The sequence below is a fragment of the Bacillus cereus group sp. MYBK30-2 genome, from assembly GCF_051915945.1.
Lineage (GTDB): Bacteria > Bacillota > Bacilli > Bacillales > Bacillaceae_G > Bacillus_A > Bacillus_A paramycoides.
Window position 1 is genome coordinate 543,236 of record NZ_JBQAFR010000001.1, and the last position, 25,517, is coordinate 568,752.

Here is a 25,517-nt window from a genome sequence, read left to right on the forward strand (position 1 = left end):
TACTCCTCTTATTATCCATTGTTTACTACAGTAATTTCATAAACACGTAAAAAAGCAATTAAATGCTCACATGCTCGTTCACAGGCTAACATTTTAAAAATCTTTTGTTCTTCTTTCGTTTTATCATTCGCTTGATCTGAAGCAGCTTTTAAACATAAAAATGGTTTATTATTTACATGACACACATAAGCGAATGCCGCTACTTCTTGATCAACAGCTAAAGCTCCGTATACAGTATGCAGTAAATATCTCATTTCTGAACTACGAATACGCTGATCCCCTGACAAAAAGGTACCAAAATGAACTGGGTCATACGAACGCAATTTCTTCATTCGTTTTACGAGTGATTTAGTTGTTTCAATCGGTGCTGTTCTACCATTATATAGATTAAAAATATCTTCTCCTGAACCAGCCGCAGTAACATCGTGCTGTAAAGTATTAAGAGCTACAACTATGTGCCCATTTTTCACTTTATCTGATAGGCTCCCGCAAATTCCTGTCATAAATAACTGCTCTGGTTGGAATTCGCTTATTAATAGTTGCACACAACTAGCGCAACTTACTTTACCGACGCCAGTTACGACTGAAATCACTTCTAATTCATTAATAAAATGAAAATGAAATTCCCAAGCTGCTCTCTTTTCTACACGCTCACTTGGATAATGTTGATGCAAATACGTAAGTTCTGGTTCCCATGCAGATACAATTGCAATACGTTTCATTACATACTTCACTTCCTCCTATTTTCGTCTAAATAAGTCATCTATACTTTCTCGTTCATAATCTGGAACCCACTCTTTATATTCCTCATATAAATCCCGTATCATTTCTTTATTCTTCGCAATTACTTCACATCCTCTATCATCATAAATAAACATGACAATATCTTTCGTTTTGTTTATGAGAAATACATCCGGATAAGACATTTCTTTCTTACGCCCAAAACGTGGATAAAGCCTAGGAAAATCTTCATGATTAGCAGCTTTAATTAGTGGTACAGATTTTATATCCTCCGTAAGGCATTTTAAAGAAAATTGATATGTACAATACAAGTGAGCTTCTTGATCTTCAAATAGGAAAGGTAATGTTTCTTGTCTTATATGAAACTTTAATGCTCTCTTCTTAATAAATCGGTTGTATACATTTATTTTCTGCGGATTTTTTATATTTTCCTTTTTATATCTATAAACATTTGTAACTATAAAAACTGTATCTTCTATTGAAAATATATCTTCAAATAAATATTTATTATATGTATATAGTTGAGAGAAGTATTCCATATTTAAATCATCGGAGCCTTCAATGTTTTGATATATGTCTTTTCCAAAATCAAAATGAAGATGGTCTTCCCATTGAGAGTATATATATGGTACTAATGTTACTCCTGGAAATGTGTGACTCATATATTCTTTTAGTTGCATTTTCATATCCTTTCTAAACTACAATTTCTTTTAAATGCCAATATGCTTCTTCTAGCCATGGGTGTATAGCTTTCAGTGTATCTTTTTTTTCCATAAATATGAGATATATGCGAAAGCAGCATGTTCCAATGATTTTTCCAGTCCATTTTTCACTTTTAATATGTATGGCGGCTTTCCTTTTTGATCCCATTCAATTTTATCTGCAATAAACAGTACTAAATCCATCTTCGTTGCATTTTTACGTAAAGTAGTGTGGCAACTAATTGCATTCAATACTCCTTCGTCTTCCACTTTAAATACCTCTTTCGCGATTACTCTCGATAGTTTTTGATGAATGATCATCGGGAATTTTCATTCTTCTTGTAAAATTTCTATTCCAAATTCTTCAGCAACTGCTATCCGCTCCTCATTCGGAAAGATTGCGCTAATGTCATGTAAATATGCTGCAATAGCTACTTTTTCTTCGTTTTCATGAAACATTTCTGCAATTTTTCGTGCTTCATTTGCTACACGAATAGAGTGTTTATATGTAATTTCTTTATTGTATTTTAATAGAAATGAATTTATATCGTTTTCTATTTTTCCAGTTGGAGTAAATGTATATATTTCATTATATAGCACGTTAATATCCTCCTGATTACTATTTTTCAATATAATGTGAAATTTAAATAATCCTTCTATTTTATATTCGTTATAAATGTTTTTATACCTTTTTAATGCGTTACATGAAATTTTATATGGAATCTTTACTACAAAACACATAAATGTTTGATATTATAGTAATGTTGATTAATTGTAAGGAAAGGAATTAACTATATAATGAATAAGAACATATTAATAATTGATGACGATAAAGAAATTGTAGAATTGCTTGCAGTTTATTTGCGAAATGAAGGTTACAACATCTATAAAGCTTATGATGGTGATGAAGCATTACAAATGGTCTCTACATATGAAGTTGACCTTATGATTTTGGATATTATGATGCCAAAACGAAACGGATTAGAAGTTTGCCAGGAGGTAAGAGAAAATAATACTGTACCTATTCTTATGCTTAGTGCCAAAGCTGAAGATATGGATAAAATATTAGGCCTAATGACCGGTGCAGATGATTATATGATCAAACCGTTTAATCCACTAGAATTAGTCGCTAGAGTGAAAGCTTTGTTACGAAGATCCTCTTTCCAAAACGCTTCTACACAAAGGAAAGAAGACGGCAACATTCGTATTCGCACAGTTGAAATACATAAACATAATCATACAGTTAAGGTAAATGGTGAATATATTAAGCTCACATCTATTGAATTTGATATTTTATATTTACTTGCAAGTAATACAGGAAGAGTATTTAGTTCTGAAGAAATATTTGAACGCGTTTGGAATGAAGATGGTTATGGTTCTAATAAAACAGTAATGGTACACATTAGTAATTTACGAGATAAACTTGAAACTGTAATGAATGGAGATAAATTTATTCATACTGTTTGGGGAGTAGGCTATAAAATTGAGAAATGAAGCATTTGATATTCTAAAAGATATTCCAAAATGGAAAATAATTTTTTGGCTCTCATTGGCTATTACACTAACACCTATTACCGAATTAATTATATATCGTCTCGTTACAAGTGTAATTGAAAGTTCACTTACTCTAAGTGAACTTGGCAAAGAATTTATTAGAATCTTTGGGTATGAAAAATATAAAGGATTAAAGGAATCTTTATGGATGATGACCGTTTCTTATTTGTTTTTATTTTCCATTTTCTCATCCTACCTTTACATTTTTTATCGCCACGAAAAGAAGCTTTACTATGAAGCTTGTATAAAAAAAATGATCGAGGAAATTCGTTATATTGCGAGCGGACACTTTAATCATAAAGTATCGATTGTACATCATAATTATTTAGAAGAGTTAGCTACTGGAGTCAATCACATTGTTGAACAGTTAAAAGTGTCAATTGATGAAGAAAGACAGGCGGAACAAGCAAAAAGCGAACTTATTACAAATGTATCACATGACTTACGGACTCCCCTTACATCTATAGTTGGATATGTGAATTTAATCCATCATGATAATTATAGAGACGAAGTGGAATTGCGTCATTATATACAAGTCATTTACGATAAAGTTACTCGTCTAAACACATTAATGAATGATTTGTTTGAATATACACGTGTTCAAAATAAAGAGTTAAGTTTAAATTCTGTTCCCATTGATATTGTAGAACTGCTTGGGCAATTAACTGTCCAATTCCGGATACAGCTCCAAGAAGCAAATATTGAATGTCGCCCATCTTTCCCATTGCAAAAGCTAATGGTACAAGCTGATGGCGATAAATTAGTGCGTGTGTTTGAAAATCTAATCATAAACGCTATAACTTATGGAAATGATGGAGATCACATAGACATTACAACTTATGAAAGCAATAGTATGATTGCAATTGATATTACAAATTACGGGCAACCTATTCCAAGTACTGATTTACCTCATATTTTTGAACGTTTTTATCGCGTAGAGAAATCACGCTCAACAAACACAGGCGGATCTGGGCTCGGCTTAGCAATTGCGAAAAGTATTGTCGAACTGCATAAAGGAACAATTGAAGTATATAGTGATGATAAAAAGACAACTTTCACTGTAAAATTACTTCCATATAAAAATTAATATTACATCTTTTAAGGTTCAATTTCTTATATGATAAGAAATTGAACCTTTTATTTTCCATAAATATCCAAAATTTAATAATTCCTTAAAATTCTTTAGAAATTCTTTACCTTTTCTTTCTTCCTATTTAAGCATTCCTTTTTACAATAATGTTACTAATGTAATTGAAGGAGGATCGCGTATGCAATTCTTTAAGAAAATAGCAATATTATTTTTATCTTTTCTTATCACAGTAATTATTGTTTTATATTTTTATTTATATGTTAATGGTCCAATTATCCAGGCTAAATCAGCCATTTTAATAGATGCTAATTCAGGTGAAGTTGTTTATAAAAAAAATGAAAGAACTCCTATTCAATCACCCACTTTAACTAAATTAATGACGGAGTATATCGTATTGGAACAACTTCATGATGGCAAAATACAATTAGATGAATCTGTGAAAATAAGTAACGAAGTTTTTCACACAGAAACGAGTCCACTACAAGTAACATCGGAGGATAACACAACTGTTCGTGACTTACTTCATGCATTGCTTTTAACAGGAAATAATCGTTCTGCACTTGCACTAGCAGAACACATTGCTGGAAATGAGGATAATTTTACAACGTTAATGAATGAAAAAGCAAAACAGCTAAAATTATCACAAAAATCTCCATTTTTAAATTCTACTGGAATAAATAACGAGAATAATAAACAATCGATTTCTACTGCAATAGACGCAGCTGAATTAACAGCGCAACTAATAAAAGATTATCCAGACGTATTAAATATTACTAAACTAACCTCTTACCAATTTACCTTCAAAGATTTCCAAGTTTTCAACACAAATAAAATGATTTATTCCCTTGATGAAAACATTAAATTCAAAGGTGTTGATGGCTTACAAACAAGTTTTTCAACTAACGGTAATTATAGTTTTGTCGGCACAGCAAAACAAGGAGATACAAGGTTTATTTCTGTAGTTTTAGACGCCAATGAAGAAAACACAGCTTTTATTGAAACAAAAAAGTTACTTCAATATGGTTTTGAGCCTTCCTCCTACTCTGCACTACAAGCTTTCAAAGACGCTGTTACATCTTGGACAATATTGCTTCAGTTTAAAAATTTAATTATACAAACGATTATGATTTTTTTCATCATTACAATTTTAATGTTTTTACATATACGTCAAAAAAAATCAGAGGATTTTAACTAAAAGTTCTCTTTTATATAAAAAAGCCGACTTGCTAAATGCAAGTCGGTTTCTAAATCTATAATCCCCTTCCTATTAAATTCGCTGAAACGGGCTGAAGGTTTAACTCTCTTGCCCATACAGATATTTGCCCTATATGATGAATCTCATGTACAATTACATGTCGTAAAACTTCTCCGTATGTATATGTTTTGTCTGTCCATGAAGCTTTTAATATTTTACATTCTAAATCAACAGACCATACTTGCAAAAACTCTTCTAATTCTCGTCGATATAAATCAGATAATGCTTTCACTTTTTGGATTGATTGATAATCTTTAAACTGCGGTGCTCTATCTTCATTTCCTTGAAGGGCACTAATCCAGCTATACTCTACATCTACAATATGAAATAGTGTTTCTAAAATACCGCCAATACGTTTGCGAAGCAATTCTTCCTCAGTAAGTTGCTCACACCACTTAAACCAATCCTCTCTTACTTGCCAATTATACCGAAATAAAACTAGCACATTTATCACTCTCCATATCTATTATCCACTTTACAGCATCTATTACATAATGTGGCTCATCTTTTTGAATATGGTGACCACTATTTTCTGCAATTATAAATTTATTATTGGTTGATAATTGTAATAATTCTTCTTGTAATTGTAACCATTTCATTTGTGCATCTTGCGAATAAAAAGCTTTTTTACCAGCAGCTAACACGAAAATTGAAATATTTTCGTATATATTTTAAAGTCATCAACTTGTACATATTCCTCTATACATTTAACCATTCACAATCACTTCTCTTCGATTAAGTTCCTCTACTATTCGATCAATTATTTCACTTACAGATAATGATCCATCTAAAACGATATCCGAATTTGGCTTAACAGTATTACTTGCCTCTACATAAGCTTTTCTCGCATGCGTTATATAATGATTCAAATCTTTATGCAGTTCAATAATTGGTTCATCTTTAAAGTCCCTTATAATCCGTCTAGCCATCGCAATATCTAAAGGCGTGTCAACATAAATAGTTACATCAATTAAATTTCGCATGCTACTATTTAAGTAGGCAAACGGATAATCTACAATAATATAGTCTATATTACTATTTTGTCGGAGTTGCTGAATATCAGTAATCAATGGTGTTAGTACCCATTCATCATAATCGGCCCCATCATCTATCCATTTACAAATGTCTGCCGGGCAGTTATTAAACTTATAACTATCAAAATATAGAGCCTTTGAATTTTTTAACTCCCGAGCTAATCTTTCTGTAATTGTTGTTTTCCCACCCCCTGAAACAGCTGCAATTGTAATTACCTTTGTTTTACCGTTCATAATTATTCCACCCAACCCTTTTCATCATTATTAACATAATATAATTATAAAAAACTATCGTTATTGATTGTTCCATTCATATTCTAACATACTCATTTCCCATAAATTCCAATACTTATCTCCTACTTTTCTAGCATCTCTTAATAATCCTTCTTTTACAAACCCTATTTTTTCATAACATGTAATGGCTGAAGTATTAAAATCAAAAACACCAAGTGTAACTCGATGCAGTTTTAATTCATTAAAAGCAATATATAGTACAGCTTTCATCATTTGCTTCCCTATAGAACGTCCTCTCATATTTGTATCACCAACCAATACTTTTCCAATTCTGGCAGACTTATTTACATTGTCTATTTGTTCAAGCGAAATGTGCCCAATAACGTTTTTAGTTTCTTCATCTATTACTTTAAAAACGAACGTATTTGAATTCTCACAATTAGCACTTTCGATATATCTTTCTAATTGCTGTTCATTTAATGGATATGTAAATGCATTTCCTGACCATTGTATTAAAAATTCTTTGGAATCGATCCAATTTATTAATTGCTTAAAATCATTTCTTGTAAAGTTTTCTAGTTTAATCATTCCTATTCTCCTTTCGTACACCCTTCTATATACCCTCAAACTTATTTCGATATGAAAAATATATTTCCTCTTGTATAAAATAAAAAGCCATTCACAAGAATGGCTTTACACAAATAAAGCATAATTTATGCTTTATTTGCTACGTCAACACCATTTAAATCAAACTCAGCAGTAACAGTTGTAGCAGGTGGTATAATTGCTTCAATTTTACATACAGATATAATTGCTGCAACTGAACCAGGAATAGCAGCAAGCTTCACGACATCACAAGTTACCGAAGAAACAGTACCTACATAAGTACGTCCTTCTGTATTAATTGCAAAGCGAGAAAAATATAAAAACTGACCTTTAATTGTTAGAGGTCAGTTTTTATATTTTTAATTTTATAGTTTGCTAGACTGTAACCCCTGAATAAACTGAACCACTTCAGGATTTACAAGTGACGATAAGTCTCCTAATTCTTTTCCTAAGTATGCAGCTTTAATGACACGTCTCATAACTTTGGAATTACGAGTTTTTGGTAAATCTTCTACAACGTGAATATCTTTAGGGCATAATGCTTTTCCAATATGAGAGTTTACTAAGCTCATTAATTCTTTCTTTAATTCTCTCGAGAAGATTACACCGTCCCGCAATACTACGAAGCAATGACAAACCTCACCTTTTACTTCGTCAGGGACACCAATTGCTGCTGCTTCTATTACATCATTATGTTTCACAAGAATAGATTCATATTCAGCAGGTCCAATACGTTTTCCAGCAATATTTAGCGTATCATCTGAACGTCCTGTTATGATATATTGTTCACCGTCATAAATGACCCAGTCACCATGCACCCATTTATTTTCAAAACGTGACCAATATGTGTTTACATAACGCTCATCATCTTCCCAGAAACTTTTCGTCATACCCACCCAAGGTTTTTCTAAACATAATTCTCCAACTTCATCACGAATCGGTTTACCTTGGTCATCGAGTACAACCGCTGCCATTCCTGGTAAAGATGCATTAAAACTAATCGGTGCAATCGGCTTAATTAGGACATTCCCAAAAATCCCACCAGAAATTTCAGTTCCACCTGAATAGTTACAGATTGGGACTTTCCCTTTTCCAACCGTTTCAAACAGCCACATCCATGGATCTGGATTCCAAGGCTCTCCTGTTGATGCGAATACTTCTAAACTCTTTAACGAGTGTTTATTTACATACTCATCACCTTTTGACATTAACGAACGGATTAATGTTGGTGAAATACCGAGATGAGTAATTTTATATTTATCGACTGTCTCCCATAAGCGGTCTGCTTCTGGGAAATCTGGAACGCCTTCGTACATAACCATCGTTGCTCCATTAATAAGAGAACCGAATAATAAAAATGGCCCCATCATCCAGCCCATATCGGTTACCCATAATACCCGGTCGCCTTGTTTTATATTCATACCAAATCCCGCATCAAATGCAGACTTTAGTGGGAAACCAGCATGCGTGTGTACCGTTCCTTTCGGTTTTCCAGTCGTTCCTGATGTATAAATGAGCATTAACGGATCATCACTATGCATTTCTTCAGCATGTGTAAATGGTTTTTCTTTTTCTAACGTACTCCATGAAAAATCATAGTTATGCGGTGTAAAATCATTTCCTGCATGACGAACAATTACAACCTTTTCAACAGTTGGGCAATGTTCACAAGCTTTATCTACTTCATCTTTTAAAGAAACAATTTTCCCACGACGTGAAAATCCATCTGCAGTAATAATCATTTTTGAACCAGCTGCTTGTACGCGAGTCATAACTGCATCAGCAGCAAATCCTGAAAATATTGGCGAAATAATCGCTCCAATTTTCATTACAGCTAGCATAGCAACAACTGTTTCAGGAATCATCGGCATATAAATTGTTACACGATCGCCTTTCTCAATACCTACATGTTTTAAGCCATTTGCAACACGGCTTACCCAGCTATCAAGCTCTTCATACGTAAATGACTTCGTTGTTCCATTTTCTCCTTCATACATAAGTGCTGGCTGTGTTTTCGTTTCATCGTCAGCAAGCCAGCGAGATAAAGCAGATTCTACTACATTACAAGTTCCCCCATTATACCACTGTGCAAAAGGTGTACCATTTTCTAAATCTAATACTTCTGTATATGGTTTCATCCACTGATAGCCAACCGCTTTCTCAGCTTCTCCCCAAAACCACGCTGTTTCTTCAATCGACTTATTATAAAAAGCTTCGTAATCTTCATAGCCTAATGATTTCATCCAACTAAATAGACGCGTTTTTTCTTTATATTCTTCTGTTGGAAACCAAACTGCTTGTTTCAATGTTTTCCCCTCCTTGACTTTTTGAGCAAGAAAGCCCTAAATAGGGCTTTTAAACTGGATATACAGGATGTTTGCGATCCGTGAACACTTGATATTTACTCATATACATTTCGAATCGTCCTTTTAACTCTTCACGTAAATTGTTTGGATGAACAATACCATCAATCACCATCTCTGATGCTAAATGATAAATATCAATATCTTTCTTATACTCTTCACGTTTTTCAGCAATGAAGCTTGCACGTTCTTCTTCTGGTAAAGCTGCAATTTTATTTGCATATACAGCATTGACCGCTGCTTCTGGACCCATTACTGCAATAGAAGCTGTCGGTAATGCTAAGCAGCAATCTGGTTCAAAGGCTGGACCTGCCATTGCATATAAACCAGCGCCATATGCTTTACGAACAACAATAGAAATTTTCGGTACAGTTGCTTCACTCATTGCAGAGATCATTTTTGCACCGTGACGAATAATACCAGCACGTTCTACTTTTGTACCAATCATAAATCCAGGTACATCTGCAAGGAATAATAATGGAATATGATATGCATCACATAAATTAATAAACTTCGCTGCTTTATCAGCTGAATCGTGGAATAACACGCCGCCCTTCATACGCGGCTGATTTGCAATAATGCCAATAGGCTTACCATCGATGCGTGCTAAACCTGTAATTAATTCTTGAGCGAATAATTTTTTCACTTCAAAGAAAGAGCCTTCATCAATAATTCTATTAATAAGATCTTTCATATTGAAAGGAGCATTTTGATTTTCTGGAATGATTTGTTCTAACGTTTTATCGAACTGTTTCGGTTCTTGAGGTGTAATCAAAGGAGTCTTTTCTAAATAGTTACTTGGAAAATAAGAAATATATTGTCTTGCTTCAGTAATTGCATCTTCTTCTGTTTTACATAAAACATCTCCGCATCCTGATACTGAGCAATGCATACGAGCTCCACCCATTTCTTCTAAAGTTACCTTCTCACCGATAACCATTTCAGCCATACGCGGGGAGCCTAAATACATTGATGCATTACCTTCAACCATCATAACAACGTCACAAAATGCTGGAATATATGCACCACCAGCTGCAGAAGGTCCAAATAATAAACAAATTTGTGGAACCTTACCAGATAATTTTACTTGGTTATAAAAGATTCTTCCTGCACCGCGGCGTCCAGGGAACATTTCAACTTGATCTGTAATACGTGCCCCAGCAGAGTCAACTAAATAAAATAACGGCACACGTAATTTCTCAGCCGTTTCTTGAATACGTAAAATCTTTTCAACTGTACGTGATCCCCATGATCCGGCTTTAACCGTTGAATCATTTGCCATTACGCACGCAGTACGACCATGTATTTTACCAGTTGCAGTTACAACACCATCAGCTGGTAATCCTGTTTGTTCACAATTTGCAAATAATGCATCTTCCACATATTCGCCATTATCAAATAAAAGAGCTAAACGATCTCGAACAAAAAGTTTCCCTTTTGCTTTATTTTGTTCATGATATTTCGGTGCCCCGCCTTGCTTAATTGTTTCAACTCGTTCTTCAAATGAATTGGATTGTTGTTTTTGATCTAACATATTTACTCCCCCTTATACATAGGTTTGCGTTTTTCCTTAAATGCCTGTAATCCTTCTAATCTATCTTTCGTATGGATTACACCCTCGTACGCCTGTTTTTCCATTTGTAATCCGGTATTTAAATCTACTTGAATACCATTTGAAATTGCCTCTTTTGCTAATCGAACAGCAATTGGACCATTACTAGCAATTCGCTCTGCAATTTCAATCGCTTTCTCTTCTAGTAAATCAGCTGGTACGACGAATTCTACTAAACCATATTCTTTCGCTTCTTGCGCCGAAATACGTCTTCCTGTATAAATTAACTCTTTCGCTCTACCTACCCCTATTAATCTTGGCAAGCGCTGCGTACCACCTGCTCCTGGTATAATTGCAAGTGAAGTTTCAGTAAGACCAAGGCTTGCGGAATCAGAAGCCATTCTAAAATCACAAGCTAAACTTAATTCAGTACCACCACCAAGAGCGATTCCATTTATAGCGGCAATTACAGGCTGTGGTAATTGTTCAACCATCTCCATAGTAGAACGAATCATACCAACAGCATGGCGAACTTGTTCTTCATTCATGCCAGCGCGTTCTTTTAAATCAGCACCAGCACAAAACGCTTTTTCACCAGCCCCTGTTAAAATAACTACGCGTGTATTCGTTTCTTCGTTTATTTGAGTTAATATAGTTTGTAATTCGTCTAATAACGCTAATGATAATGAGTTTGCTTGTCTTTCACGATTTAAAGAAATCTTTACAACGTGCGGTGTAACATAGTCAACTGATATGTTTTGTAATTGTAGCATCTTCTCACCTACTTATCGTTTTATGTTGAAGCGCTCTATACACATGACTCGGTAATTGGATATTCAACTTACTTTGAATAAACTGACTAGCCTTTAACAACTTTTCTTCATTTATATTTGTTTGTACACCTAATTTATGGAGCATATGCACTAAGTCATCGGTTGCAACATTACCCGATGCTCCCGGTGCATATGGACAACCCCCAAGACCACCACAAGAACTATCGAATGTTGTTATACCATATTCTAAAGACTTAACTACATTTGCAAGTGCCATACCGTACGTATTATGAAAATGCATTGCAAACTGCGAAGTATCATACTTCTTTAATAAATGATCTAACACTTGCTCTACTTGTAACGGATTTGCTACACCAATCGTGTCACCAAGAGAGATTTCATAAATGCCATATGAAAATAGTTGATTACATAATTCATCAACAGCTTCTACACTTATCTCCCCTTCATAAGGACAGCCAAACACAGTAGAAACATATCCTCTTACTTTTTTCCCTTCAAACATTGCTTGTTTCGTTAAATCTTCGATCACAGCTAATGCTTCTTGGATTGATTTATTAATATTACTTTTATTATGAGATTCACTTGCTGATAAAAAAACATTCACCTCATCTACATTTTGCAAAAAAGCTCGTTCCAAACCATTTTGATTTGGAACAAGCGCTGCATATGTAACATTTGGATCCCTTTTTAGCTCAGAAAATACATCACTTGCATCTGCTAATGCAGGAACCCATTTAGGGTGAACGAATGAGGAAACTTCAACGTACGACAATCCCGCTTCTGTAAGTAGTTGAATCCATTTTACTTTATCTTTTGTGCCAACAATCTTTTTTTCATTCTGTAAGCCATCACGTGGCCCTACTTCTTTAATGACAGCAAAATTAGGTAGTTTCAATTCGCTTCCCCCTATATCTCCCTATTCAATTTCTAGTAATACATCTCCTTCATTTACAAAATCGCCTTCTTGCACGTTTATTTTCATAACCGTTCCAGCGTCTTCTGAAATGATTGGAATTTCCATTTTCATAGATTCCAAAATGACGACATCCTGCTCTTCCTCTACTGTATCTCCTACTCCTACAACTATCTTCCAAACATTTCCTGCCATCGATGCATATACTTTCGTCATCATTTTTTCCCCCTTAATATTCATAAACCTTATTTTTTAACAAGTTGTTTCGTTACAAAACCCGTTGTATAAATACCACTTTTGAATACATCGTCTTCCAATACTTGCAGTAGCATCGGTGTATTTGTTTTAATACCTTCTACTTTTAACTCTTCTAGAGCATTTTCTAATTTTGAAATTGCCTCTTCACGAGTTTCACCATGAGCAATAACTTTTGCAATCATTGGATCATAGAAAGGTGTAATTGTTACATTATTCTCTAAAAAGTGATCAATACGTACACTTGTCGGTAGCGTTAAATCTGTAATTTTCCCTGGTGATGGGAAGAATGTTTTCGGATCTTCTGCATAAATACGAGCCTCAATGGCATGACCACTACGTTTTACATCATCCTGTGTAAATGATAGCTTTTCACCGCATGCAATAAGGAGTTGTTGTTCAACAAGGTCTAAACCAGTAATTTCTTCCGTAACTGGATGTTCTACTTGTAATCTCGTATTCATCTCTAAGAAATAGAAGTTTTTCTGATCATCTACAAGAAACTCAACTGTACCTGCATTTGTATAACCAAGAGCTTTAGCAGCTTGTACAGCAACTTCTCCCATAGCTTTTCGTGTACCTTCATCTAAAAATGGTGAAGGTGCTTCTTCAATTACTTTTTGATTTCGGCGCTGTACTGAACATTCGCGTTCCCATAAATACACTGTATTACCATGAGTATCTGCTAAAAGCTGAATTTCAATATGGTGTGCATCTGCTATATAGCGCTCTAAATACATTTCACCGTTACCAAAGAAGTTTTGTGCTCTTGTTTTATTACTTTCAAATGCTTTGGTGAGCGTTTGCTCAGTTTCCATCAACTGCATTCCAATGCCTCCGCCGCCCGCGGATGCCTTAAGCATTAATGGATAACCAATTTGTTTTGCAATTTCAATTGCTTCTTCAGCAGTTTCAATATTTGTAGTTATACCTGGAACTACTGGTACATCTGCTGCTTGCATTGCTATACGTGATTCAATTTTACTTCCCATCTTCGTAATGATTTCTTCTGAAGGACCAATAAATACGATTCCTTCTTCTTTACAGCGAATCGGAAAAGATGGATTCTCTGATAATAATCCGTACCCCGGATGGATTGCTTCAGCATTTGTCTTCTTAGCTATTTCAATAATTTTTTCAAGGTTTAAATAGCTTTCTTGGACACGTGGACCGCCTACTAAGTAAGCTTCATTTGCCATTTTTACATGAAGGGCATTTTCATCAGCCTCAGAATAAATAGCAACGGTACGAATTCCAAGTTTTTGACAAGTTTTCATAATGCGAACTGCAATTTCCCCGCGATTAGCAATTAATATTTTTTGAAACATAGTGATTCCTCCTTTTTATCTACATCCTAAATGTCTTGCAATTACGAGACGTTGAATTTCAGAAGTTCCTTCACCAATTTCTAACAGTTTTGCATCACGAATATGACGTTCAACTTCATATTCACGCATATAGCCATATCCACCATGAATTTGTACTGCTTGATTTGCTATACGACTTGCTGCTTCAGAGGCAAACAGTTTTGCCATAGCCGCTTCTTTACCGAAAGGTTTATCATTATCTTTTAACCAAGCTGCCTTATGTACTAAATTACGCGCTAATTCCACTTCAGTCGCCATATCAGCTAATTTAAATTGAATCGCTTGGAAATTAGAAATTGCTTTTCCAAATTGTTGACGTTCTTTCGCATATTGCAGAGCACGTTCAAATGCAGATTGTGCAATACCTACTGCTAATGCTGCGATTGAAATACGTCCTCCATCAAGTGTATATAAGAATTGTTTAAATCCTTTATTTACATCACCAAGTATATTTTCTTTCGGTACACGCACACCATCAAGTACGATTTCACAAGTATTAGAAGCGCGAACACCCATCTTATCGTAAGGACTTGAAATCGTTAATCCTTCACTAGTAGTCGGTACAATGAATGCAGAAATACGTTTTTTACCATTCTCTTCAACACCATTGATAGCGGTTACAATGATTGTATTTGCATACTCTGCATTTGTAATCCAACACTTTTCGCCACTAATTACATATTCATCTCCATCTAAAATTGCTTTCGTCTGTGTGCCTCCTGCATCAGATCCCGCGTTTGGCTCCGTTAATCCGAAAGCACCTAATGTTTTACCTGACGCCATTGGAACTAAATACTTTTGCTTTTGTTCTTCTGTACCGAAATAATAAATTGGAGAAGCTCCTAATGAAATTGTTGCAGCGTAGCTTAAACCTGTCCCACCACAAGCACGACCAATTTCTTCAACTGCTAACGCGTACGATACTGTATCGCCACCTGAACCTCCATACTCTTCTGGGAATGGGATGCCTAATAATCCTAGTTCGCCCATTTTTTGAAATGTTTCATATGGAAATTCCGCAGTTTTGTCATAATATACAGCTTTCGGTGCGATTTCCTTTTCAGCAAAGTCACGTACCATTTCTTTAATCATTTGTTTTTCGCGAGTTAGAGTAAATTCCATTCCGCTACACACCCCTTATCGAATATTGAGTTTCGACAGCGAGCGAGTTTGTACTACAAACATTACTACTTAAAAAACAAAAATATTAGTTAGACAATTGCTATAATTCTGTCATAAATTAATTTTAAAACAGATTCTGTACTAATGCACAAAAAAATTCCTACATTGTTCTACAACAACATAGGTGGTTTTATGTCGAATTATGTATTTTTTTGTTTAATAATCTCTATTTTTCCCCGAATCAAAAATTTTCACTAACACCTCAGGATGTAGTTCGAAATATGTTTATTTTAATAAATACTTTTCATCAAATCGTATTGCCTACAATTTTAATATGGTAATCAAACTGCTAAGTGTTTTTCGTTTCTCTGCATATTTATGAAGTGCTTCTAGCAAATGCTCTTTCTTTTATTACAGTGTTTTAATATGCCCCCAAAAATGCTCGCATACATTTCAACTTGATATATATAGCGGTGTACACATTAATAACTTATAAAAAGTGGTCTCATCATTTTCAAAAACTATATTTTTGATTCACAACAATACGCACTCATTCTTTTTCTTTCATTTGCGTATATACAATAAATAAACATTTTTTAGCAAGATGGAAATTAAATAAACATTTATATTTTAATTGATTTTCACGCTTTAAAATGTGTGGTCATAAAAAGTAGTGTGATAATATTTACGAAAAAATAATTCGACAAACTAGTTTCTTAATCACCAAATTTCCCTCTTACTTCCCATTCGATTTCACAAATTATTACAATCACCGTCCCTCTAGAGATAGAAATAGGCAATCGATTTTAAATCGATTGCCTTGAATTTCACGTATCTTTTGTAGTTCTTATACCATAATATACTGTTCTATCGAAAGTCCTTTTTAGAGAACTAGATTCACCACTATTCCATCGTGATCAGATGGCCAAAGAGTAATCAATGTTCTATCAGCTTGTTTGTCTGCTACAATGGGTCTAAAACCATTTTTAAATAAAATGAAATCAATTCTTTCATTATAATTTTTATCCGAATGCATAGTCCGAAAATAAAATTCCTCATATATCTAATACATAAATCTTCTATTTCTAAAGTATAGATTAAAAATTCCCCCTATGCATTATCCATTATTAACAGTTTGATTGAATTTATTACCTCCGCGGTGTTAATCCGTATAATATAAATTGAATCGTATTTTCAATTTCCACTTCATCTTCCCATTTCTCTTCAGGCAATAATAAAAATCGAGTTAAGAGTAATCCTAGTACAGCTGATAAAGTAAGACGTAATACAGAAGATGGTGGTATTTCAATAATTTCCCCATCTTCTTGAAACTTCACAATTAACTTTTTAAAATTTGAAAGTAGTTCTGTTTCCACTAATTGCTGTATTTCACTTTTTAGTTCTGGTTGAAATGGTACTTCTTGAATTAATATTTTTATCATTGGAAAGTGCTTTTTGGCAAATTCAAATCTATTATTAATTACTACTCTTAAAAGTCCTTCATATGATTCATAATTAGTTTTAAATATTTCTTTTGCAAAAGCTTGTACGAAAAATGGTGCAGCGAACTTTGTTAAAGTTGGCATTACGACCGCTAACAATAAATCTTTTTTCGTTTTATAGTAGCGGAAGATCGTTCCTTCCGCTACACCCGCTCGCTTTGCAATTTCATTTGTTGAAGTTGCAGCGTACCCTTTTTCCCCAAACATATCAACAGCTGCCTCTAATATACGCATTTGACGTTCATTTCGTTTATCAGTATTTGTTGCAGCAATTAATTCTTCAAGCCAATCCTTCCTCATTTATAAAGCTCCTTTTTGTCATCATTATATTTTACGATGTTTCTTTAAAGCAAATACATTTCCTACTGCAAATAATAGTGAAAAAAGAAGTAAAACAGTAAGATCTACTGCAATCTCTTTAAATCCTTGATTTCGAATCATCACTTGTCTCATTGCGTCAGCACCATATGTGAGGGGAAATAATTTCCCTAACATTTGTAACCACTTATTCATGGATTCAATTGGAAACAACCCAGAAAAGAAAACTTGCGGTACGATAACAAGCGGTATAAACTGGATCATTTGAAATTCATTATTTGCGTATGCCGATAGAAATGTACCTAATGTTAGGGCAGTTAAAGAAAGCATACATGTAATTAGTAAAGTCAACCAGATGGAGCCTGCTACATATAAGTCTAAAATATAAACCGAAAAACTTACGATAATGATAGATTGTATAAATGCAAAGATTCCAAAACCAATAATATATCCTACAACTATTTCCCATCTTCTCACTGGTGTGGACAATAATCTCTCTAATGTACCACTTAAACGTTCTCTTACAAAAGATACTCCTGACAATATGAATACAAAGAAAAATGTAAAGAAACCGATTAATACGGGACCAAGCCCATCAAACATCGTAAAGTCTTTAGATCCATGTAAATAATTAACTTCAGGCTTCATAATTGATACATCATTTTTCTCTGTGCTTTTTTGCAATACTTGAAGTACAGCACGATTTTTTGATGAATCACTGCCTTCTAATAGAAGATTCATCTTTCCATTTTCTAAATGAATTACTGCATCTACCTTTTGCTTTTCTAACTCCGAAATTGCTTTCTCTTTGCTATATTCATAAATTGATGCTTCTTGATGCTTCATCGCTTTTACTATAGGAGCAGGCACATCTACTACAGCAATATGCGGTATATAATCATTTTGTGTAAATACTAGAGACAATAACCAAAGCAATAACATAGGTGCCCCAAACATCATTGCTAAAGAACGCTTATCTCGAAAAAATTGACGAATGATACGGATAATTACACCATTAACTCTCATGATTCAATCACTCCTTCTAACAAAAAGACATCCTCAATTCGTCCAGATGATGTTTGTTTTTTCAATTCCTCGGGTGTGCCAATCGCAACTAAATTCCCTTCTCTAATTAACCCTAGTCGTTCGCAAAACTCAGCTTCATCCATAATGTGTGTTGTTACAATAATAGTTGTGCCTTTCTTTTTAAGAGCATAAAATTTCTCCCAAATCGATTTTCGAAGAAGCGGATCTATCCCAACTGTTGGCTCATCTAAAATTAATATTTCTGGTTCATGAAGGAGTGCTATCGCCAATGATAAACGCTTTTTCATTCCACCTGAAAAATGCTGCACTTGCTTTTTCAGATGCTGTGACAATTGTACAAGTTCAAAAACTTCTTCGATTCTCTCTTTTTTACGCTTACCTTTCAATCCATACATCGTTGCAATAAAATCTGCATTTTCATATGCTGATAGTTCTTCGTATAAAGCATCAGCCTGAGCCATATAACCAATTCTTTTCATTTCATTTAAATTAGGCATGTTTGTATTGAAAACAATTACATCCCCTGTAGTTGACTCATTAATACCTGCAATCATTTTAATAAGCGTCGTTTTCCCTGATCCGGAAGGTCCAACCAAGCCAAAAATTTCCGCTTTTTCTACTTGCAACGAAAGATTGTGCAAAACTTCTTTTTTTCCAAATTTCTTTGATACATCTCGTAAAATAATTGAAGGTTGCTGCACTCAAAATCCCCCTTTTCCATAAAATGAGTGAGTACTCACTTTTATTTTACTCTAGAGTTGTTATATGTCAAACTTAATTCATTACTATTTATTTTTGGCCAACAACTACACAATGAAACAGAGTCGACATTAGAATATTTTTTCTTAAAGCCGACTCTGTTTCATTTTGAACCATAACTTTTTATCTATGTTTTTAAATTCATATATTTTCTAATTCTAGCTACATCTAAAGAATATTCGATAATTAATTGCTGTATTGGTAAAATAACCGTTTCAGGATATAAATGTGCATATTGTAATGTTTCCGTATACTTTTCTAATCTTTTTTCTAAATATTTTACAATTTGTTCAGGATGACTTACCAATAAACATTTACAATAATAATGAATTTGTTCCTCAATTGCCGTATATTCTTCAATTTCAAATTCTTTATGCATGTGTACACCCCTTTATATTTTTAATATCGTTTAATAATAACCATTTTAACTCGACTAATTTTTGAGTTTTTTGATTATTTACACTATAACAAACTCATTAGGTCAAATTTTGTTACTTTATGTAGCGTGGAAAAATTTTAACAAATTTGTAATAGAAACTTGTACTAAAGTAAAAGTATCTTTACGTAATAATTAATTTCCCTTCAAAATAAAAAAGCCGCACAGATTAATTTAACTGTACGATTGCCCATTTCAACTTATAGACATGCCCTTTTATTAAAAGATTTTCACGAGCATAATGCTTCGAAAAGAAACAAAAAAGGACTGTATTCCAGTCCTCTTTCTATTTATATGTTATCAATTTAAAAACCTTCAGCATACGCATTTTGCTTTAGGCTCAACCTGTCTTGTTAGTTTAGTAGGCATGTAGCTTTTTTCTCTTCCCCTATATTTATTATCTCCGGATCTGTCCATTTCCACGAATTACATATTTTGTGGAAGTCAATGCAGGAAGCCCCATTGGTCCTCTTACGTGTAGCTTTTGCGTACTGATGCCGATTTCTGCGCCGAAACCAAATTCAAAACCATCAGTAAAACGGGTCGAAGCATTATGGTAGAGTGCCGCGGCATCGACGGATGTAAAAAATTTGCTGACGTTTTCCTCATCCTCTGTAATAATCGCTTCAGAATGCATGGATCCATAAGTATTTATGTGATTAATTGCTTCTTCGGCAGAGGAAACCACTTTGACTGCCAGCGTGAGAGATAAAAATTCTGTTCCCCAGTCTTCTTCTGAAGCCGGTATAATAGAAGAATCAATTGTCAATACTTTATTATCTCCACGTAGTTCCACTCCTCTTTCCTTCAAGGAAGAAAACAGTTCGCTACCAAATCGCTGCGCCCAATTTTCATGAAGTATAATCGTTTCAATTGCATTACATACAGATGGACGCTGCGTTTTGGCGTTTATGATAATATCAAATGCCATTTGTTTATCTGCTGTTCCATCAATGAAAACGTGACAATTTCCCGCACCTGTTTCTAGTACTGGAACAGACGCTTCTCTCACTACAGTATCTATTAACTGTTTGCCACCTCTTGGGATTAGAACATCCAAGTACTCGTTTAATGTAAACAGTTGCTTTGCGCTATCTCGTGACGTATCTTCTATGAGCTGTACACTTTCTGGAGGTAAGCTCGTTTTTTTGAGCGCTCGGTGAATAACAGCCACGATGGCTTTGTTAGAATACGTAGCGGAAGAACTACCACGCAAGATCACTGCATTTCCTGTTTTCAAGCAAATTGTGGCCGCATCTACTGTAACATTTGGCCGCGCCTCGTATATCATCCCGACAACACCTAGTGGCACGCGCATCTCCTGAATAGATAATCCATTGTCCCTTTCCCATGCACTTACACATTCTCCAACAGGATCACGCAAATCAATTAGTTGCTTGATACCCTCTGTCATACCAATAATACGCTGTTCATTCAGCATAAGGCGATCAAGGAGAGAAGCAGAAAATCCTTTTGCCTTACCTCCTTCAATATCCCGTTTGTTCTCCTCTAAAATATAAGCTGTTTCTATTATCAATTGATCAGCAATCGTGGCAAGTGCTTCATTTTTTTGATTTGTAGATTTGAGCACAAGTTCTCTAGCAATCTTCTTTGCTTTTTGTCCTTTTGCCAACACTTCATTCATTTTCATTTCCTCCTTTTTAAAGATTAATAGGTAACATTTGATACCCGTTTAACTCCAGCAAAGCACTATCATCTAAGCCTTTCCTGCCTAGATATGCGTTGGATTTATTGAAGATTTAGAGTCAGATTTATTACGGTCGACTCTACGCTCTACACTTGGATGAGTCCACTCTATTCTTAAAATGAAACCCAATTATCTCTATGGATGACTTCATAGCTATGCCTTTCACATCGCGCTTGAATGTCTTGGCTCTGCATACCTTTTATATCCCTTAGTTCCTCTGCACTATATCTGCATTGCCCTTTCCCTATTACGCGCCCTTGTTGCGTTACGACCTCCACAACTTCGCCTACTTGGAAGAACCCAGACACACTAGTAACACCAGCAGGAAGAAGACTCTTTCCATGCTGAATGATGGCAGCGGCTGCTCCAGCATCCACTTCGATTTGTCCGCCGACAAGCGAATGTAACGCGATCCACTGCTTATTCATCTTAATCACTTTTGGAGGAGCATTACCGATATACGTTCCATCACCTTTCCCCTTCAAAACATCTAAAAACTTCTCATGTCCACGACCTGTCCCGATAAATACACTCACCCCAAGAGAAATTGCCGTCTTTGCAGCATCGATTTTCGATTTCATACCGCCAGTTCCCAGTTTTGAGCCAGCATCACCAGCAAGAGAAGCGATTTCTTTCGTAACCTCAGGGAGGAAATAATATTTTTTCGCGTCCGCATTTTTCTGGGGATTCTGGTCATATAAACCGTTCACATCCGTAAAAATCATGAGCATATCCGCCGAAACAAGCCCACTTACTAAAGCTGACAGCATATCGTTATCACCAAAAGTCAACTCCTCTAAAGAAATAGAATCATTTTCATTGATTATAGGAAGAGCGGAACGGTTTAGTAGCTCCCCTAAAGTAGCATAGGCATTACTGTATTGTTCTTTTCTAGAAAAATCACTTCTCGTTAGTAAAAGTTGCGCGGTAACGATATCATATTTACGGAATTCCTCCGTGTATGCCTGCATTAACAAACTTTGTCCGACAGCAGCGGCAGCCTGTTTACCTTTAATTGTTACAGGTCGGTTAGGGTACCCTAGAGCAGAAAAACCTGCAGCGACGGCCCCAGATGTAATTAGCAAAACTTCATGTCCTTCCTGTTTCAATCTCGCCAAAGCTGCAACGTGATCTGAAAGTTGTTCCGCAGAGATGCCTCCATGATTAGTCGCCAAGGAACTGCTCCCAATCTTTACAACAATTCGTTGTTTTTTCACTTTTGTACCCCCTAGTCTAAAATCACAGCTTTTATAAATTGCACTTCTATACATGCAGTTTGCAGCAATGTTTCCTCTCATCAATGCTACGCCTATAGAAATAAAGAGCAAAATAAAAATGACCGCTTCGCCCTTAATAAAAAGGACGAAACGGTCATTGTTCCGCGGTACCACCTTAATTGATATACATATATATCCACTTAGCGCCTATAACGCAGGCGTACGCCTAAACTTTCATTTAAGACTCAGGGATAGGTTCGATACTTTCTATACGAGGAATCTTTCAGCCGGTGAATTCCACTCTCTTTCGCAAGAAGACATATGTACTAGTTCCCTTCAACGATTTTCAATTTAATTTTTATATATTATGCGATATATTTCGTTTTTGTGTCAAGAGATATTTTGAAAAATTAATAGGACGACAAGTTTTAAGTATAAAATTATGTACAGACTGTATAAACATCACCACATCTAGAAAAAGTTGATATAACTATACCTATTCTCTTATTCATAAACATAAAACCTTCTAAATATCTCTTAGCTTACAACAATAAGAGCAATTCATGGCATAGCATACAACTTCCCCTGTTCTTTATGCGATTGATAGGATTTCTTGCTATTCTCCAACATGCTTTTAAATGTTACCAAATAGTATATAACATAAAATATTAAATTATTGAGAAGGTACTTGTTTAGTACATAATAAAATTGAGTTCTTTATTTTTTGTATTGCAAAAAGGCACGCACTCTCTTAAAATGTTTCTTTATATTGTATGGGATATTATTTATTTTTTTCAGAATAATAATTTCAAACCGATAAAATTGATTATAAAAGGAGAAAGATCGAGTTATTATGGACAAACAAATTGGATTCATCGGATGCGGAAATATGGGGATGGCTATGATTGGCGGGATGATAAACAAAAATATAGTGTCTTCAAATAAAATCATTTGTTCAGATTTAAACGTTACTAATTTAAAAAATGCTAGTGAAAAATATAGCATAACTATAACTACTGACAACAATGAAGTAGCTAAAAATGCTGATATTTTAATTTTGTCAATCAAGCCAGACCTATATTTATCGGTAATTAACGAAATAAAAGAGCAAACAAAAAACGATGTAATAATCGTAACTATAGCTGCAGGAAAAAGTATTTTGAGTACTGAAGATGCTTTTGGTAGAAAGTTAAAGATTGTAAGAGTAATGCCTAATACACCAGCTCTTGTTGGTGAAGGAATGTCTGCATTATGTCCTAATGAAATGGTTACAGAAAAAGATTTAAAAGATATAATAAACATTTTTAATAGTTTTGGCCAAACAGAGATAGTAAATGAAAAATTAATGGATGTTGTAACTTCTGTAAGTGGTTCTTCGCCAGCCTATGTATATATGTTCATAGAAGCCATGGCAGATGCTGCTGTACTGGATGGTATGCCAAGAAATCAAGCATATAAATTCGCAGCCCAGGCTGTATTAGGTTCTGCCAAAATGGTACTAGAGACAGGAATACATCCAGGTGCATTGAAAGATATGGTTTGTTCTCCAGGTGGAACGACAATAGAAGCTGTAGCAACATTAGAAGAAAAAGGCTTACGAACAGCCATCATTTCAGCTATGCAGCGTTGTACTCAAAAATCTGTTGAATTATCTAGTCTAACGGAAAACAAATAAAATTGCACAATTGCGTATACCTTAAAATAGTTGTAGACCATATTCATATTCGGTTTATATAATCCCTCATTATCAGTAGTAAATAAAGCGGACAAATTCATACTTACTCGAGTTTGTCCGTTTTGTTCTTTTTATTATTCTTAAATAACTTTATACTTTCCTAATTACATGCCTTTTGTTTCCTCTATTCTTCACCACTTATTTCCCGAATAAGATTCTGCATAAATAGAAAAAAACGATTCTTTTCACACGAAAAAGAATCGTTTTCTAATCTTAAACTTTCGATAACATTAGGTAAAGAAATGAGAATACTGAGAGATTATCACCTAAGAGCATTAACTATAACTTCAGCAGCCTCTGCAATTAGTTGATTATCATAGGTAGCCTCTTTCTCATCTTTACTGGATAAAATTGCGATAATAATGGGTGCTCTATTAGGCGGCCAAACGATAGCAATGTCATTTCGTGTCCCATAACTTCCAGCTCCAGATTTATCTCCAACTACCCAGTCAGTTGGTACACCAGCACGGATAAGTTTGTCTCCTGTAGCATTTCCTTTCAACCAATCTGTAAGAATTTTTCGTTTGTCAGCTGGAAGCGCATTTCCGACCGTAAAATCCTTAAGGTTGGTAGCAAGTGTTTTTGCTGTACTTGTGTCACGAATGTCTCCTGGAGTAGCCTCGTTTAACTCTGTCTCAAAGCGATCAGCCATTGTAACTCGATCACCGATTTGTCTAAGCGCTTTTTCATACCCTTTAGGTCCGCCTATTTTATTAAACAAAAGGTTCCCTGCAGTATTATCACTGGAACGAACAGCAGCCTCTGCTATTTCCCCAAGTTTCATGCCTGTATCTACATGTTTCTCTGTAATGGGTGAATATTCAACTAAGTCTTCTTTCGTATAGGTGATGACTTCATTTAATTTATTAATTGAGTTTTGCTGTAGCAATACTCCTGCAGCTAGAGCCTTGTAGGTTGATGCATAGGCAAACCGCTCATTAGGTCGATAAGCAATTGTTCGATTTGTACCAGTATCAATAGCATACACGCCTAATCGAGCATCAAATTTTTTCTCAAGTTGAGAGAATTCTTGATAAGTCGCATGATTTTTATGTTTAACGTGCCCTGTCTTTTCTTTCGCTTCAACTTGCAATGACCCTCCTGTAAAAGTTTCTAGGCTTGTAAGACTTAAACCTAATATACCAACGCATATTCCTATTCTTAGCATGCTCTTGTTTTTCAAAATCATCATTCCTTTCAAATTTTCAATACTG

General features: G+C 34.7%; 23 protein-coding genes, 3 pseudogenes and 1 other annotated feature. Of the genes and pseudogenes, 4 read left to right on the forward strand and 22 right to left on the reverse strand.

Translation table 11 applies throughout. The features are described 5' to 3' along the window. Positions 1-11: 11 nt before the first annotated feature. The 3 genes and pseudogenes from mtnN to yqeK form a co-directional block, all read right to left on the reverse strand. Positions 12-722: a 5'-methylthioadenosine/S-adenosylhomocysteine nucleosidase gene (gene mtnN / locus ACTFQM_RS02885; RefSeq protein ID WP_400486422.1), complete on the reverse strand. Its 711-nt coding sequence runs from the start codon at positions 720-722 to the stop codon at positions 12-14. Between the two features lie 18 nt (positions 723-740). Further along, positions 741-1,421, reverse strand: a complete 681-nt coding sequence (locus ACTFQM_RS02890) for a DUF3885 domain-containing protein (protein WP_440033380.1) — start codon at positions 1,419-1,421, stop codon at positions 741-743. Between the two features lie 13 nt (positions 1,422-1,434). Next, positions 1,435-2,042: pseudogene (gene yqeK, locus ACTFQM_RS02895) on the reverse strand (bis(5'-nucleosyl)-tetraphosphatase (symmetrical) YqeK). Positions 2,043-2,240: 198 nt separating this feature from the next. Here yqeK and ACTFQM_RS02900 point away from each other — a divergent pair. From ACTFQM_RS02900 to ACTFQM_RS02910, 3 genes are all read left to right on the forward strand, one after another. Further along, a complete protein-coding gene (locus ACTFQM_RS02900) occupies positions 2,241-2,936 on the forward strand; it encodes a response regulator transcription factor (RefSeq protein ID WP_002172052.1) in 696 nt (231 codons plus the stop codon). Further along, complete coding sequence (locus ACTFQM_RS02905) at positions 2,926-4,083, forward strand: sensor histidine kinase (protein WP_440033381.1); 1,158 nt, start codon at positions 2,926-2,928, stop codon at positions 4,081-4,083. The genes ACTFQM_RS02900 and ACTFQM_RS02905 overlap by 11 nt, the downstream gene beginning before the upstream one ends. A gap of 181 nt (positions 4,084-4,264) precedes the next feature. Continuing rightward, positions 4,265-5,281, forward strand: a complete 1,017-nt coding sequence (locus ACTFQM_RS02910; RefSeq protein WP_440033382.1) for a D-alanyl-D-alanine carboxypeptidase family protein — start codon at positions 4,265-4,267, stop codon at positions 5,279-5,281. A gap of 55 nt (positions 5,282-5,336) precedes the next feature. Here the strand turns inward: ACTFQM_RS02910 and ACTFQM_RS02915 are convergent, their stop codons facing one another. The 18 genes and pseudogenes from ACTFQM_RS02915 to proB form a co-directional block, all read right to left on the reverse strand. Continuing rightward, on the reverse strand, positions 5,337-5,786 hold the full coding sequence (locus tag ACTFQM_RS02915; RefSeq protein ID WP_440033383.1) for a DinB family protein: 450 nt from the start codon (positions 5,784-5,786) through the stop codon (positions 5,337-5,339). Then, positions 5,764-6,000: pseudogene (locus ACTFQM_RS02920) on the reverse strand (alpha/beta hydrolase); the annotation flags it as partial. The gene ACTFQM_RS02915 and the pseudogene ACTFQM_RS02920, both read right to left, overlap by 23 nt. Before the next feature lie 48 nt (positions 6,001-6,048). Next, positions 6,049-6,609, reverse strand: a complete 561-nt coding sequence (locus ACTFQM_RS02925) for a hypothetical protein (protein WP_440033384.1) — start codon at positions 6,607-6,609, stop codon at positions 6,049-6,051. Positions 6,610-6,669: 60 nt separating this feature from the next. Continuing rightward, the gene (locus ACTFQM_RS02930; protein ID WP_440033385.1) at positions 6,670-7,197 is read right to left on the reverse strand and encodes a GNAT family N-acetyltransferase; all 528 of its coding nucleotides are present in this window, start codon (positions 7,195-7,197) and stop codon (positions 6,670-6,672) included. Between the two features lie 125 nt (positions 7,198-7,322). Then, positions 7,323-7,514: pseudogene (locus tag ACTFQM_RS02935) on the reverse strand (hypothetical protein); the annotation flags it as partial. Positions 7,515-7,580: 66 nt separating this feature from the next. Beyond that, positions 7,581-9,521 (reverse strand): AMP-binding protein, encoded by a 1,941-nt coding sequence (locus ACTFQM_RS02940; protein WP_440033386.1) that lies wholly within the window; start codon positions 9,519-9,521, stop codon positions 7,581-7,583. Positions 9,522-9,570: 49 nt separating this feature from the next. After that, positions 9,571-11,112, reverse strand: a complete 1,542-nt coding sequence (locus ACTFQM_RS02945; RefSeq protein ID WP_440033387.1) for an acyl-CoA carboxylase subunit beta — start codon at positions 11,110-11,112, stop codon at positions 9,571-9,573. A gap of 2 nt (positions 11,113-11,114) precedes the next feature. Next, a complete protein-coding gene (locus tag ACTFQM_RS02950; protein ID WP_440033388.1) occupies positions 11,115-11,903 on the reverse strand; it encodes an enoyl-CoA hydratase in 789 nt (262 codons plus the stop codon). 4 nt (positions 11,904-11,907) lie between these two features. Next, positions 11,908-12,819: a hydroxymethylglutaryl-CoA lyase gene (gene mvaB, locus ACTFQM_RS02955; RefSeq protein ID WP_440033390.1), complete on the reverse strand. Its 912-nt coding sequence runs from the start codon at positions 12,817-12,819 to the stop codon at positions 11,908-11,910. A 21-nt stretch (positions 12,820-12,840) separates the two neighbouring features. Next, entirely contained in the window at positions 12,841-13,056 is a 216-nt protein-coding gene (locus ACTFQM_RS02960) for an acetyl-CoA carboxylase biotin carboxyl carrier protein subunit (protein WP_025150553.1), read from the reverse strand. Positions 13,057-13,082: 26 nt separating this feature from the next. Continuing rightward, positions 13,083-14,420, reverse strand: coding sequence for an acetyl-CoA carboxylase biotin carboxylase subunit (locus ACTFQM_RS02965; protein ID WP_002172029.1), 1,338 nt, complete (start codon positions 14,418-14,420; stop codon positions 13,083-13,085). A 15-nt stretch (positions 14,421-14,435) separates the two neighbouring features. Then, complete coding sequence (locus ACTFQM_RS02970; protein ID WP_002172028.1) at positions 14,436-15,581, reverse strand: acyl-CoA dehydrogenase; 1,146 nt, start codon at positions 15,579-15,581, stop codon at positions 14,436-14,438. Positions 15,582-16,729: 1,148 nt separating this feature from the next. Then, positions 16,730-17,383, reverse strand: coding sequence for a TetR/AcrR family transcriptional regulator (locus ACTFQM_RS02975; protein ID WP_440033391.1), 654 nt, complete (start codon positions 17,381-17,383; stop codon positions 16,730-16,732). 24 nt (positions 17,384-17,407) lie between these two features. Beyond that, positions 17,408-18,427, reverse strand: coding sequence for an ABC transporter permease (locus ACTFQM_RS02980; RefSeq protein WP_440033392.1), 1,020 nt, complete (start codon positions 18,425-18,427; stop codon positions 17,408-17,410). Beyond that, on the reverse strand, positions 18,424-19,149 hold the full coding sequence (locus tag ACTFQM_RS02985) for an ABC transporter ATP-binding protein (protein ID WP_440033393.1): 726 nt from the start codon (positions 19,147-19,149) through the stop codon (positions 18,424-18,426). The genes ACTFQM_RS02980 and ACTFQM_RS02985 overlap by 4 nt, the downstream gene beginning before the upstream one ends. Positions 19,150-19,334: 185 nt before the next feature. Next, positions 19,335-19,586 (reverse strand): hypothetical protein, encoded by a 252-nt coding sequence (locus tag ACTFQM_RS02990; protein WP_002172024.1) that lies wholly within the window; start codon positions 19,584-19,586, stop codon positions 19,335-19,337. A gap of 454 nt (positions 19,587-20,040) precedes the next feature. Then, positions 20,041-21,288 carry a glutamate-5-semialdehyde dehydrogenase gene (locus tag ACTFQM_RS02995; RefSeq protein WP_440033394.1) on the reverse strand — a complete coding sequence of 416 codons (1,248 nt, stop codon included), beginning with the start codon at positions 21,286-21,288 and terminating at the stop codon, positions 20,041-20,043. Between the two features lie 176 nt (positions 21,289-21,464). Further along, positions 21,465-22,568: a glutamate 5-kinase gene (proB, locus tag ACTFQM_RS03000; RefSeq protein ID WP_440033395.1), complete on the reverse strand. Its 1,104-nt coding sequence runs from the start codon at positions 22,566-22,568 to the stop codon at positions 21,465-21,467. Positions 22,569-22,706: 138 nt separating this feature from the next. Continuing rightward, positions 22,707-22,917, reverse strand: a binding site (T-box leader). A gap of 504 nt (positions 22,918-23,421) precedes the next feature. On the opposite strand from proB, the gene proC reads away from it, so the two are divergent. After that, a complete protein-coding gene (proC, locus tag ACTFQM_RS03005) occupies positions 23,422-24,243 on the forward strand; it encodes a pyrroline-5-carboxylate reductase (RefSeq protein WP_440033397.1) in 822 nt (273 codons plus the stop codon). A 322-nt stretch (positions 24,244-24,565) separates the two neighbouring features. Here the strand turns inward: proC and bla are convergent, their stop codons facing one another. Next, entirely contained in the window at positions 24,566-25,492 is a 927-nt protein-coding gene (gene bla, locus ACTFQM_RS03010) for a class A beta-lactamase Bla1 (RefSeq protein WP_440034376.1), read from the reverse strand. Positions 25,493-25,517: the final 25 nt, after the last annotated feature.

What these genes read in the sequence shown, in the direction of transcription:
- mtnN (WP_400486422.1), bottom strand. Translation starts at nt 722, where the DNA reads ATGAAACGTATTGCAATTGTATCTGCATGGGAACCAGAACTTACGTAT.
- ACTFQM_RS02890 (WP_440033380.1), bottom strand. Translation starts at nt 1,421, where the DNA reads ATGCAACTAAAAGAATATATGAGTCACACATTTCCAGGAGTAACATTA.
- ACTFQM_RS02900 (WP_002172052.1), top strand. Translation starts at nt 2,241, where the DNA reads ATGAATAAGAACATATTAATAATTGATGACGATAAAGAAATTGTAGAA.
- ACTFQM_RS02910 (WP_440033382.1), top strand. Translation starts at nt 4,265, where the DNA reads ATGCAATTCTTTAAGAAAATAGCAATATTATTTTTATCTTTTCTTATC.
- ACTFQM_RS02925 (WP_440033384.1), bottom strand. Translation starts at nt 6,609, where the DNA reads ATGAACGGTAAAACAAAGGTAATTACAATTGCAGCTGTTTCAGGGGGT.
- ACTFQM_RS02930 (WP_440033385.1), bottom strand. Translation starts at nt 7,197, where the DNA reads ATGATTAAACTAGAAAACTTTACAAGAAATGATTTTAAGCAATTAATA.
- ACTFQM_RS02945 (WP_440033387.1), bottom strand. Translation starts at nt 11,112, where the DNA reads ATGTTAGATCAAAAACAACAATCCAATTCATTTGAAGAACGAGTTGAA.
- ACTFQM_RS02950 (WP_440033388.1), bottom strand. Translation starts at nt 11,903, where the DNA reads ATGCTACAATTACAAAACATATCAGTTGACTATGTTACACCGCACGTT.
- ACTFQM_RS02960 (WP_025150553.1), bottom strand. Translation starts at nt 13,056, where the DNA reads ATGATGACGAAAGTATATGCATCGATGGCAGGAAATGTTTGGAAGATA.
- ACTFQM_RS02965 (WP_002172029.1), bottom strand. Translation starts at nt 14,420, where the DNA reads ATGTTTCAAAAAATATTAATTGCTAATCGCGGGGAAATTGCAGTTCGC.
- ACTFQM_RS02970 (WP_002172028.1), bottom strand. Translation starts at nt 15,581, where the DNA reads ATGGAATTTACTCTAACTCGCGAAAAACAAATGATTAAAGAAATGGTA.
- ACTFQM_RS02975 (WP_440033391.1), bottom strand. Translation starts at nt 17,383, where the DNA reads ATGAGGAAGGATTGGCTTGAAGAATTAATTGCTGCAACAAATACTGAT.
- ACTFQM_RS02980 (WP_440033392.1), bottom strand. Translation starts at nt 18,427, where the DNA reads ATGAGAGTTAATGGTGTAATTATCCGTATCATTCGTCAATTTTTTCGA.
- ACTFQM_RS02990 (WP_002172024.1), bottom strand. Translation starts at nt 19,586, where the DNA reads ATGCATAAAGAATTTGAAATTGAAGAATATACGGCAATTGAGGAACAA.
- ACTFQM_RS02995 (WP_440033394.1), bottom strand. Translation starts at nt 21,288, where the DNA reads ATGAATGAAGTGTTGGCAAAAGGACAAAAAGCAAAGAAGATTGCTAGA.
- proC (WP_440033397.1), top strand. Translation starts at nt 23,422, where the DNA reads ATGGACAAACAAATTGGATTCATCGGATGCGGAAATATGGGGATGGCT.
- bla (WP_440034376.1), bottom strand. Translation starts at nt 25,492, where the DNA reads ATGATTTTGAAAAACAAGAGCATGCTAAGAATAGGAATATGCGTTGGT.